A 10,767-nucleotide genomic window follows, 5' to 3' on the forward strand; every position below is an offset into this window, starting at 1 on the left:
GGCCCCAGCACGCTCCCCCGCACCCGCCGACGGAGCCCCGCCGCCAATCACGTGCGCCACGGCCGAGTGGCCGCTTTCCAGCGCCTCGATGCGCTCGGCGAGCGCCTCGAGCGTCAAATCCGAATCGGGGCGCACCATGCGCGTGAGCGCGATCTCGAACGACAAACGCGGGTTCGTCGACGTTTTCAGCTCGGCCGACAAGTCGCCCAACACGCCCAGCATCCGCGCCAGACGATCGGGCCCGAACAACGGCAGCTCGCTCGCCAGTTCGCGCCGCACGGTTTCGCCCACTTCGAGGGCCACGTCGGCCCCCGCCAGCGACATGACGTACATGTTGCGCATATGCTCGGCCAGATCGCGCGTGAACTGCGCCAGGTCGGCGCCCGTCTCCACGTACTCGGCCGTCCAGCAGAAGCACGCCGCCACATCGCGCGTGCCAATGGCCCGCACGATCTCCGCCAGGTCGTTCGTGTCGATGGAGCCCAGCAGACGCTCGGCAACCTCCATCGTCACCTTGCCCTCGCCGAACGCGATGAGCTGCTCAAGCGAGGTCAGCGCGTTGCGCATGCCGCCTTCGGCCCGATGCGCGATGAGGTCGAGCGCCTCGCCCTCGAACTCGACGTCCTCGGACACGCAGATGGCACCCAAACGCGACACGATGGACTCGGCCGAGATGCGGCGGAAATCGAACCGCTGGCAGCGCGAGTGGATAGTCTCGGGCACCTTCTGCGGATCGGTGGTGGCCAAGATGAACACCACATGGCTCGGCGGCTCCTCAAGCGTCTTCAGCAGCGCGTTGAACGCCGCCGTCGACAGCATGTGCACCTCGTCGATGATATAGATCTTGTAGCGCCCGCGCGTGGGGGCGAACTGCACGCGACCGATGATCTCCTCGCGTACGTTCTCCACGCCGGTTCGCGAGGCGGCGTCCAATTCGTAGACGTCGGGATGCTCGCCGTTCGCAATCATCACGCAGTCGTCGCAGGTGCCGTCGGGCTCGGGCGTGGGACCGTGCTCGCACAGCAACGCTTTCGCCAACAGGCGTGCGGTCGTGGTCTTGCCGGTGCCGCGCGGGCCCGTGAACAGGTAGGCATGGCTCACCTTGTCCTGCTCGATCGCGTTTTTGATCGTGCGTTCGATGTGCTCCTGGCCAACGACATCTTCGAAGATTTGCGGCCGGTATTTTCTATACAGCGCTTCTGCCATGAGTTGTGCCCTTGCCTCCATTCCATGCGTGCGCAGCCTGCGGAAAGCGTCGGATGCGCCCGTCGCGGCTCGCTGCTCTGCATAGTATAGCGGTATCGCGCCGCTCGCACGGCACGCCCCCAAACGACCTCACAGCATCAGCAGCAACCCATCGACGGTAAACGCGTATGATCCTGCGCCCCTTCCTTTGCGCGGCGGATTGCGTTTCCCCTGTTCGGAGGTTTCATCGCCGCGCAAAATGAGGGGGTGCGGGTTCGTAGATGTACCACAGCCGTCATTTTTGGCCAAAACCTCCGGCTGCCCGCGCGTTATTCGACCTCGGCGTTCGCTTTCTTCGCCTTGCGGGAGTTCATCGCCGCTTTCACCGCACCGATGATGGCCGGCGCCACCGAAACCGCCACGATGCCCAGCACGATGACCTCGAAGTGCTCCTGCACGATGGGAATACCGCCGAAGAAGTACCCCACCAGCACGAACAAGCTCACCCACGCGATGCCGCCAATGCAGTTGAACAGCGTGAACTTGCCGAAGTTCATATGGCCCGTGCCCGCGATGAACGGGGCGAACGTGCGGAAGAACGGCATGAAGCGCGTGATGACGATGGTGAGCCCGCCGAACTTCGCGAAGAAGTGATCGAGCTTCTCCATGCGTTCGGGCGTGAGCGCCTTCACCTTGCCGGAATCGATGATGCGCTTACCGAAGAAGCGGGCGATCCAGTAGTTCGACGTGTTGCCCAAGATGGCCGCCACGTAGAACACGATGAGCGTCGCCCAGATGTTGAGGCCGCCGCCGTCGGCTGAGAACACGCCCGCCGCGAACAGCAGCGAGTCGCCCGGCAGGAAGGGGAAGAACACGAGGCCCGTCTCTACGAACACAATCAGGAACAGCGGCGAGTATACCCAGAGCGGGCCCAGCGCGATGATCCAGCCGGCAATCGCCCCGCGAGGATCGCTGAGCAGGTTGACGAAGAAATTGATGATGTCCATGTACGCCCTTCGGTTTCAACACGCACGACGTGCCGTATGCGTCTCTATACACAAAAGTATCCCGGATAGGCAGGGGCGCTCGCCAGCGGTCCCTTATGGCTGCTTCCTCCCGGACCTGACCAGGTTCGGAACATGGCGCCGCCCCGGCCCATCCGAGATACTCGTACAACATGCTCAAGCATGCGAAGCATTAGTATATACGAACCGGGAAAACCGTGCTCGTTTTCCCCGAATGAAGCAACCAAAAGCACACAGGAATCGCCCGCGGCGCTTCTGGTAGAATCTCGATCGAGGTCGCACGCAGCGAACCGCGCCCGCCCAAGGAGAACGATTGCCCCATCACGCATCCCATAGCATCCCCGCGCGGCGGCCGAAGCGCGCCCTCATCGCGGGCATCGTCGGCGGCGCCCTCCTCGTCGCGACGCTTGCAGCGCTCGCCCTCGTCGCCGCCCAACATGCCGAAGCGCCCTCCTACGCGAACGACGACGCACTCGCCCCGTCGTTCGCCAGCGCGCTCGACGACGCGGCACGCGCATGCAACCTGCCCGCACCCGCAGCTCCTATCGAGCGCGAACCCTACGCCCCCACCGCCGCCGATATCGCGGCGCTCCCCTCTCAGCAGGAGCCCTTCGCCTTCAATCTGAACGCCGCGAGCGTCGACGCGTCGCCCGTCCTCGCCGACGAAACCGCCGCCGCCCTGCAAACCGCCTGCGCTCCGCTTGCCGAGGGCGGTTGGAACGTCGGCTACCTGCTGCTCGACCTCGAAACGGGTCGCGGCCTTGCCAGCAACCTCGACGCCGCCTCGTACGGCGCCAGTGCGTTCAAAGCCCTCTACGCGCTCTACCTCTGCGAAACCCAGCTCGACACGGAGCACGCAACGCTCGACACCCCGTGCCCCGAATACGCCGCTACCGCGTTCATGGACCCCGCCGGCACGTACCGGTACGACGACCTCGCCTCGTACCCCCTCGGGATGCTCATCGAGGACAGCATCACCGCCTCCGACAACGACTCCTACCGCATCCTCCGCGCGAACTACGATGCTGAATTCCCCGCATACCTTGCCGATCAGGGATTTTCCGCATCGCTCGCCGACGACTGGTACCCCACCTACCACACACGGGAAGCGGGGCTGCTGTGGCTGCACGCCGCCGCGTACCTCGCAAGCGACGCGCCGTCGGCCGCCTGGCTCGGCGCGCTGCTTCAGCAGACCGAAACGTCGTTCATCCGCGACGCCCTCGCGCCCCAGCGCGTCGTCGTGCAAGACAAGGCCGGATGGTACGCCGACGACGACCCCGCGTACTGCGGCATCAACGACGCCGGCATCGTGACCGTCGACGGGCGCACCTACCTCCTCTGCCTCATGAGCAGCGCGCCCTATTCGTCCGAAAACGCCGACGCACTCACCGCCCTCGCCGCAACCGTCTTCGCCGCCCGCGAAGACCTCGCCTAACGAAGAAGCCCGCCGAATTCGGCGGGCTTCGTACCATCATGCGGTGTGTCAAGCGCCGCTACAGCGTGCGCAGGTTCACATCCTTGAGCTGACGGCCGGTGACGGCGCTCGGAGAGCCCGTCATCGGGTCGCTTGCACTCGACGTCTTCGGGAAGGCGATGACGTCGCGGATGGACGCCTTGCCGCCCAGCAGCATGATCAGGCGGTCGAGGCCGAGCGCGATGCCGCCGTGCGGCGGTGCGCCCAGCTCAAGCGCGTGGATGAGGTGGCCGAACTTCTCCTCGATCTCCTCGTCGGTGAGGCCGCACACGCGCAGCACGCGGCGCTGCTCCTCGGCGTTGTGGATACGGATGGTGCCGCCGCCCACTTCGAAGCCGTCCATGACCAGGTCGTACGAGTAGCTGCCGCACTCGAGCGGCGCGCTCTCGATCTTGTCCACGTCCTCGTCGAGCACGTGCGTGAACGGATGGTGCTCGGCGGCGTACTTCTTCTCGTCCTCGTCGTACTTGAACATGGGGAAGTTCACCACCCACAGCAGCTGATGGCCCTCGCGCGGCACGTTCAGCGCCTCGGCCATGTGCAGGCGCAGCGCGCTCAGCACGGCGTTGGCAACCTCGGGCTTGTCGGCGGCGAACAGCAGCAGGTCGCCCGGCTCCACGTCCATGGCCTCCTTCAGCGCGGCGAACTCCTCGTCGCTGAAGAACTTGATGATGGGGCTCTTCTCCTTGCCGTCGGTCGTGAACGCGATCCAGGCCATGCCCTTCGCGCCGTTCTCGGCCGCGATGTCGGCCAGCTTCTCAACGTCGCCGCGGCTCCAGTCGCCCGCGCCCTTCGCGTTGATGGCGGCCACCTTGCCGCCGGACTGCGCCACGCTCGAGAACACCTTGAAGCCCGTGTCCTTCACGATATCGGTGATGTCGTGCAGCTCCATGCCGAAGCGCGTGTCGGGCCGATCGTTGCCGAAACGCTCCATGGCCTCGGAATACTGCATGCGCTGCAGCGGGAACTCATGGTCGACGCCCACGGCGGCAAGGGTCTCGGCCATGACGTCCTCCATGAGGTTCATCACGTCCTCGCCCTGCACGAAACCCATCTCGATGTCCACCTGCGTGAACTCAGGCTGACGGTCGGCGCGCAGGTCCTCGTCGCGGAAGCAACGGGCAATCTGGTAGTAGCGCTCGATGCCGCCCACCATGAGCATCTGCTTGAACTGCTGCGGGCTCTGCGGCAGCGCGTAGAAGCGGCCCGGGTTCGGACGGCTCGGCACGATGTAGTCGCGCGCGCCTTCGGGCGTGGAGTTCGCCAGAATGGGCGTCTCCACCTCGAGGAAGCCGCGCTCGTTGAGGGCCGAGCGCATGGCCTGAGCCACCTTGTGGCGCAGGTGCAGGGCCTCGAACATCTCAGGGCGGCGGATATCGAGGTAGCGCCACTTCATGCGCGTGGTCTCGTCCGTCTCGATGCCGTCCTCGATGGAGAACGGCGGGGTCACGCTCGTGTTGAGGACCTCGACCGACTTCGCCAGCACTTCGATCTCGCCCGTGGCCATATTCGGGTTCACGGCGTCCGCACCGCGATCGCGCACCGTGCCCGCGATTTTCAGCACGTACTCGCGGCCCAGATGCTCGGCCTTCGCGAAGTCGTCGGCGCTCACGCAGTCGGGGTCGACGACCACCTGCGTGTAGCCCGCGCGGTCGCGCAGGTCGATGAAGATGAGACCGCCATGGTCGCGGTTGTGCCACGCCCAGCCCGTGAGCACGACCTCGCGGCCCACATCGCTTTTGCGCAGCTCGCCGCACGTGGCAGTGTGCATGCAGTATTCGTTCATGAAGTCCGTCATAACGTTGGTTCCTTGCTCCTCAGCACTGCTATCTGCATCTGCCGACCCTCCCGAGCCGCACAGACGTTACTCAAACCTAGTCATTGTACTGCATTGCACGTATAATGCACGCTCCCGCGCGCATCGCTTCATGCAAAATGCGCTCCTCTAGAACTCGTCGTCCAAAGCAACGCAGTTCACCCCGTTGTCCAAGCACAGCTTCCGCAAACGCTCGTCCAACGTGAACAACGTCGCCGCATTACGCCGCGCGAGCACGAAATAGAGCATATCGCACACCGGATGATCGAGGCGTATGGCCTCGGACAGCGCTTCGCAGAGAAGATCATCCGTATCGCAAACCCGGTCGACGAGGCTTATTGCTTCTTTGGAGAAAGCTTGCACCTCCTCCTTGGAAAGTCCCCCTACATGCCCGTATTTCCAGAACGCGTTGCAAACCTCCGAGGAAAACAATCCATGGGTGATCACTTCTTCCCCATCGAGCAAAAGCCGACTCAGCGCCAACCCCTCCGGAGTTTTGCGCGCCATGTCGACTGCAGCGCTCGCATCGAGAACGATCATCGGGTAATCACCTCCCCGTATCCATCGTCGAATCCTACAGCACCGAGTGTACGTCGATCACGCTCTTCATGACCCTGCCGAATCAATTCTGCCGTGCTGGGAAAACCATCAGGCAGCTCGAACTTCGGCAATTTCTCAATCCGCGCGAACAGCTTCTTGCGCTTCTCGATACGGGCAGCGCGCTCTTCCTCGGTGTCGAAATCGGAGATCGGACGCACGGCGCGGCGCAGCTCCCGGCCGTCCCCATAGTGCTGCGCGTCGGCCGCCTCGAGCATCTGCTCCACCGCCACGATGGTCTGCTGCGCCACGCTGCGATGCTGGCTCGCGGCGTACGCTTTCAGCTGCTCGTACAGCTCGTCGGGGAAATCTCGTACCTGCAAAGCGGGCATAGCGACTCCTTTCGTGTCCTGCATTTTACATGCAGCATACATGAAACAGCGCCGCAACGCCACCGCCTTCGCACCAACGCCAAGCTCACTCTTCGTCGATCAGCGCGAGCAGCTCTTCGCGCGACGAGACCTCCAGCTTGCGGTAGATGCTCTTCACGTGGGTGCGCACCGTGCTTTCGGAAATGACCAGCGTGTTCGCTACGAAAGCGATGCCGTGGCCGCGCCCCAGATACGCGAGGATCTCGGTCTCGCGCGGGGAAAGCCCGCGTTCGCCTGCCACGCGCTCGCACTGCTGCTGCAGCTGCGAGGAGGCATCGCCCGAAGCCCGCTCGCGCGGCTCCAAACCGCCGTCGCGCCCCTCGCGTCGCCACGCCGCCAGCAGCGGCGCCGCCACGAGGAAGGCGAAGTACACCGTGCTCACCACGAGCAGGATCGGCCCGCCCTGCTGATCTTCGAACGGCGGCAGCCCGCCGCACATGATGCCGCAGAACGACGCGAGCGCGAAACCCGCCACCGTCAACCCGTAGATGAGCGTCGGCGGAAACTCGCGCGCATGGGCCATCGCGCACAGGCTTGCCAGCGCCAAAATGCCCACCACGCCGTAGAACACGTAGGAGAACGTCGCCGCCAGCCATTGCAGCACCGTGCCCACCGGAAAGCTGTTCAGCACCACGAGCACAAGCGCGAACAGCGGCAACAGCACCTGGTAGATGAGCGACAGCAGCGGCCGCTCCGTCTTCACGAGGCACAGCGGCAGCACCGCGAGGGCCGCCACGATGCCGCCGAGCGCCTCGACGTAGAACAGGTCGAACACCAAGAACTTGCGCACGCCCATGACGAAGGCGAACACGAGCAGCCCGATGAACGGCATGGCCAGCACCGACGCCATCCCGCGCACGCTGCGCGCCAACCCCGCGCGATCGCGCGCGCCCGCCGCCGCGCTCGCAAAGCGCTCCAACTCCCGATCCTCGCCACCGCCCGTTTCGCTCGCGATGCGAGCGAGCGCTCCGCGCGCAGCCTTCCAGCACGGCAGCACCACGCCCAGCACCAGCAGCAACCCGAACGCCACCAGCCCCACCCGTATCTCCACCGCCGACAGCAGCAGCTCCACCAGCGACGCCATCCCTATCATGAGCGAGAACGACAGGAGCGCCTGCCGCAGGTCGAGCATCGACAGGTACGTCCCCCAAGCAACGCACAGCGGCACCACGCCCAGCGACACGGCAATGCCCGCCGCCATGGCCAACCCAGCGGAACCGAACCCGTCAACGCCCAAGGTGAGCGCGAACAGCCCGAACCCGGCAAGGTAGCACGCGGCGCTCGCCAACACCGCGGGGAGCCGCACGAACGCGGCAACGCCCGTGCGCGAGGACACGAGCGCCACCGCCAAGCCCGCAGCCACGGCGGTCACCATCATCGCGTTCACGAACGGCGGCATGAACGCCTCCGACCCGCTCAGCAGGTCGTGGAACATCACGAGGTTCGGAGAATAGAGCGGCAGCGTGGCGAAAAACGCCACGAACAACAGCGATTCAAGTTTGAAGTCCTGCGAAAGGCGCATGCGAGCCCCTCCTTCTCCCCGTCGCGTCCTTCCCTTGCGCTCAGTATACCGCATGCAGCGCAGACGCTATCCTCTTATATCGAACCGTCTACCTGCGGTTTCTCGCATCTACCCCATTTCCGTGAGGGGTCGCGGCGCGAAATCCCCCATCGCCGCGATTACGCCGGCCGGGCGCGCCGCCTAGCATGCATTCCAGACGCCCGGCACGACGCTTCGCACCCGCCGGGCACCCGCACCATCGCGTCATCGCACCAACCGTCAGCAAGCAGCACCAACCAAGGAGCAAGGGAGGAACCATGGGAAGCATCGAATTTTCGCGCCGTGCGTTTTTAGGTCTGGGAGCAACCGCGGCCGTCGCCGCCACGGCGGGCCTCGCCGGCTGCTCGCCGCAGGCGAACACGGCCGACGCCGGGGAAAGCAAGAGCACCGCAAGCGCGGACGCGTCAAGCTGGAAGACCCCGCCGGCCGAGGTCACCGACTTCGCGAAGGAGTACGACTGCGACGTGGTCGTCTGCGGCCACGGCTTCGCCGGCATCACCGCATGCCGCGAGCTCGCCGAGCAGGGCAAGAAGGTCATCCTCGTGGAAAAGCAGCCCGAGGACACGTACGCGGCCGTCGGCAACGAGGCCGGCACGCTCAACGCGAGCATCCTCAAAGAGCGCGGCGTCCCCGAGATCGACCCGGTGGAGTTCTTCCAAAACTGGATGACCATCACGGGCAACTATCCGAACCAAGAGCTCGTCATGAAGTACGCGCAGAATTCCGGCGCGAACATGGACTGGTACCTCTCCGACCTCACCGACGACGATCTCGCCACCATGACCACCGCGTTCTTCCCGCCCACCGAGCACCAGATGGACCACCTCGGCGCCATCAAGTTCTGGCCGAGCGTGTGCAGCTTCTACGGCGACTGCAACCAGACGAAAATCCACGAGTACAACCGCAAAGCCGCCCAAGCGGCGGGCGCCGAGTTCCTGTTCGGCACCGAAGCCCTCTACGTCGTCAAGGACGGCGACAAGGTGGCCGGCCTCGTGGCGAAGAACGCCGAGGGCAACCTCAAGTTCACCTGCAAGGCCGTGGTCATCGCCTGCGGCGGCTTCGGCGGCAACCCCGAGATGATGGCCGACCTCATCCCCGACATGGCCGGCGCCCTCGTGGGCGACGAGCAGCTCTCGTCGATGTCGGCGAACGACGGCCGCGGCGTGCAGATGGCGCATTGGGCCGGCGCGCACCTCGAAACGTGCCCCATCCCCGGCATGAACATGAAGGGCCTCTCGGTGCCCGGCAAGATGAACTGCCTGCCCCAGGCCGTGTGGATCGACGAGAACGGCAAGCGCTTCTGCAACGAGTACTACCCCACCTCCGAGCAGCGCGGCCTCGCCACCATCTACCGCAGCCGCAAGACGAAGTTCGCCGTGCTCGACGCGAACTTCCCGCAGTACCGCCAGTACACCATCCCCCAGCATGCCGGCTTTACGGCCACCGACGAGAACATCGCCTCGCTCCAGGAATCGCTCGATAAGGCCTACGCCATCTTCAAGGGCACCTACGAGGAACCCGCGGCGGCCGAGGACGACAAGGGCGGCATGGGCCCGGTGACCTCCATCGACTTCATCGCCGACGACACGCTCGAGGGCCTCGCGAAGCAGATGGGCCTCGAGGGCGAAGCCGTCACGAACTTCATCGAGACCATCGAGAACTACAACGCCTACTGCGAGGCCGGTGCCGACCAGCAGTTCGGTCGCGACGCCGCCGTGCTGTTCCCCGTCAACGAAGCGCCGTTCTACGCCTGCACGTTCGACCCCGAGCTCGGCGAGACGATGGTCACCTGCGGCGGTATCATCACCGACGGCGAGCAGAACGCGCTCGACGAGAACTTCGAGCCCATCCCCGGCCTGTACGTGTCCGGCAACGACTGCGGCCGCCGCTTCGGCTACGAGTACATCACACCCATCCCGGGCGTCAGCCTCGGATTCGCCATCACGCTCGGCCGCGAATGCGGCAAGTCGGTGGCGGCGTTCCTCGGCTAACCGCCGCGCCCGTCCTCCCTCCCTGCAGCGGCCCGTCGCACCCCCTCCGCGACGGGCCGCTGCGCCTCACAGCAAGCCCGAGCCGTACAGCACGAGGTCGAGCAGCTCCTGCTTCGAGTGGATGTTCAGCTTCTCGTACACGTGCTTGATGTGCGTGCGCGTCGTGTTGTGGGAAATCGTCAGGTCGTCGGCGATGTACTTCGCGCTGCGCCCCAGCGCAATGAGCTCGAGAATCTCCTCTTCGCGCGGCGTGAGGCCGTTCTCCGCAGCCAGCTTTTGGCAGTACGCCCGCATCTCCGACGGCATCCCCTCGTCCGCCCCCGTCTCCTGTCCCGCCTGCGGCGCCTCCGCCGCCGTCGGCTCCGCCGCCTCGACCCGCGCCCGCTTCTTCGGCACCGACCGCGCCAGCTGCCGCCATACGCTCATGCCGTAGAGCGCCGTCAGGCCGCCCATCACCACGAACGGACACGTCGACAGCCCCAGCGTCGACACGCGCGCGATCAGCTGTCCGATGCACATCGCCTCGAACATGAGCCCCACGGCCAACCCCCTGATGGCATACACCGAATCGCGGATGTCGTACGCGAAGATGGCGATGAGCAGCACCCACATGTTGCTTTCCCACAAGGCGTCGGGCGCGTTCGACGGAATGGCCGCCCCGCCCATCACGAGGCCGATGGAAAACAGCGGTACGTAGCACACGCAGAACGTGAGCACCGCCGATCCCCGCGATGACAGCCCCCCCCC

General features: G+C 65.3%; 9 protein-coding genes and 1 other RNA gene. 2 read left to right on the forward strand and 8 right to left on the reverse strand.

The genetic code is table 11. From position 1 onward, the window contains the following. From dnaX to ffs, 3 genes are all read right to left on the reverse strand, one after another. The coding region (gene dnaX, locus C1876_RS17050) for a DNA polymerase III subunit gamma/tau (RefSeq protein WP_114547919.1) at window positions 1-1,206 on the reverse strand (1,206 nt) is incomplete at its 3' end. A 308-nt stretch (window positions 1,207-1,514) separates the two neighbouring features. Continuing rightward, the gene (locus tag C1876_RS17055; protein WP_114547920.1) at window positions 1,515-2,192 is read right to left on the reverse strand and encodes a VTT domain-containing protein; all 678 of its coding nucleotides are present in this window, start codon (window positions 2,190-2,192) and stop codon (window positions 1,515-1,517) included. A 60-nt stretch (window positions 2,193-2,252) separates the two neighbouring features. Further along, window positions 2,253-2,346: signal recognition particle sRNA small type (gene ffs / locus C1876_RS17060), an RNA gene on the reverse strand. Between the two features lie 177 nt (window positions 2,347-2,523). Between ffs and C1876_RS17065 the strand changes: the two genes are divergently transcribed. After that, window positions 2,524-3,645, forward strand: coding sequence for a serine hydrolase (locus C1876_RS17065; protein WP_114547921.1), 1,122 nt, complete (start codon window positions 2,524-2,526; stop codon window positions 3,643-3,645). 58 nt (window positions 3,646-3,703) lie between these two features. On the opposite strand, the gene aspS is transcribed toward C1876_RS17065, so the two are convergent. The 4 genes from aspS to C1876_RS17085 all read right to left on the reverse strand — a co-directional run bounded on the left by aspS (window position 3,704) and on the right by C1876_RS17085 (window position 7,990). Beyond that, window positions 3,704-5,482, reverse strand: coding sequence for an aspartate--tRNA ligase (gene aspS / locus C1876_RS17070; RefSeq protein ID WP_114547922.1), 1,779 nt, complete (start codon window positions 5,480-5,482; stop codon window positions 3,704-3,706). Between the two features lie 147 nt (window positions 5,483-5,629). Further along, window positions 5,630-6,040, reverse strand: a complete 411-nt coding sequence (locus C1876_RS17075; RefSeq protein ID WP_114547923.1) for a type II toxin-antitoxin system VapC family toxin — start codon at window positions 6,038-6,040, stop codon at window positions 5,630-5,632. Next, entirely contained in the window at window positions 6,037-6,429 is a 393-nt protein-coding gene (locus C1876_RS17080) for a ribbon-helix-helix domain-containing protein (RefSeq protein ID WP_114547924.1), read from the reverse strand. Before C1876_RS17080 ends, C1876_RS17075 begins: the two co-directional genes overlap by 4 nt. 85 nt (window positions 6,430-6,514) lie before the next feature. After that, window positions 6,515-7,990, reverse strand: a complete 1,476-nt coding sequence (locus tag C1876_RS17085; protein ID WP_114547925.1) for a response regulator transcription factor — start codon at window positions 7,988-7,990, stop codon at window positions 6,515-6,517. A gap of 296 nt (window positions 7,991-8,286) precedes the next feature. Here C1876_RS17085 and C1876_RS17090 point away from each other — a divergent pair, with 296 nt between their 5' ends. After that, on the forward strand, window positions 8,287-10,020 hold the full coding sequence (locus C1876_RS17090; protein ID WP_114547926.1) for an FAD-dependent oxidoreductase: 1,734 nt from the start codon (window positions 8,287-8,289) through the stop codon (window positions 10,018-10,020). Between the two features lie 66 nt (window positions 10,021-10,086). Here the strand turns inward: C1876_RS17090 and C1876_RS17095 are convergent. After that, the coding region (locus tag C1876_RS17095) for a response regulator transcription factor (protein ID WP_148707954.1) at window positions 10,087-10,767 on the reverse strand (681 nt) is incomplete at its 5' end.

This window comes from Eggerthella sinensis (assembly GCF_003339815.1).
Taxonomy (GTDB): Bacteria; Actinomycetota; Coriobacteriia; order Coriobacteriales; family Eggerthellaceae; genus Eggerthella; species Eggerthella sinensis.

What these genes read in the sequence shown, in the direction of transcription:
- C1876_RS17080 (WP_114547924.1), bottom strand. Translation starts at nt 6,429, where the DNA reads ATGCCCGCTTTGCAGGTACGAGATTTCCCCGACGAGCTGTACGAGCAG.
- C1876_RS17055 (WP_114547920.1), bottom strand. Translation starts at nt 2,192, where the DNA reads ATGGACATCATCAATTTCTTCGTCAACCTGCTCAGCGATCCTCGCGGG.
- C1876_RS17090 (WP_114547926.1), top strand. Translation starts at nt 8,287, where the DNA reads ATGGGAAGCATCGAATTTTCGCGCCGTGCGTTTTTAGGTCTGGGAGCA.
- C1876_RS17075 (WP_114547923.1), bottom strand. Translation starts at nt 6,040, where the DNA reads ATGATCGTTCTCGATGCGAGCGCTGCAGTCGACATGGCGCGCAAAACT.
- aspS (WP_114547922.1), bottom strand. Translation starts at nt 5,482, where the DNA reads ATGACGGACTTCATGAACGAATACTGCATGCACACTGCCACGTGCGGC.
- C1876_RS17085 (WP_114547925.1), bottom strand. Translation starts at nt 7,990, where the DNA reads ATGCGCCTTTCGCAGGACTTCAAACTTGAATCGCTGTTGTTCGTGGCG.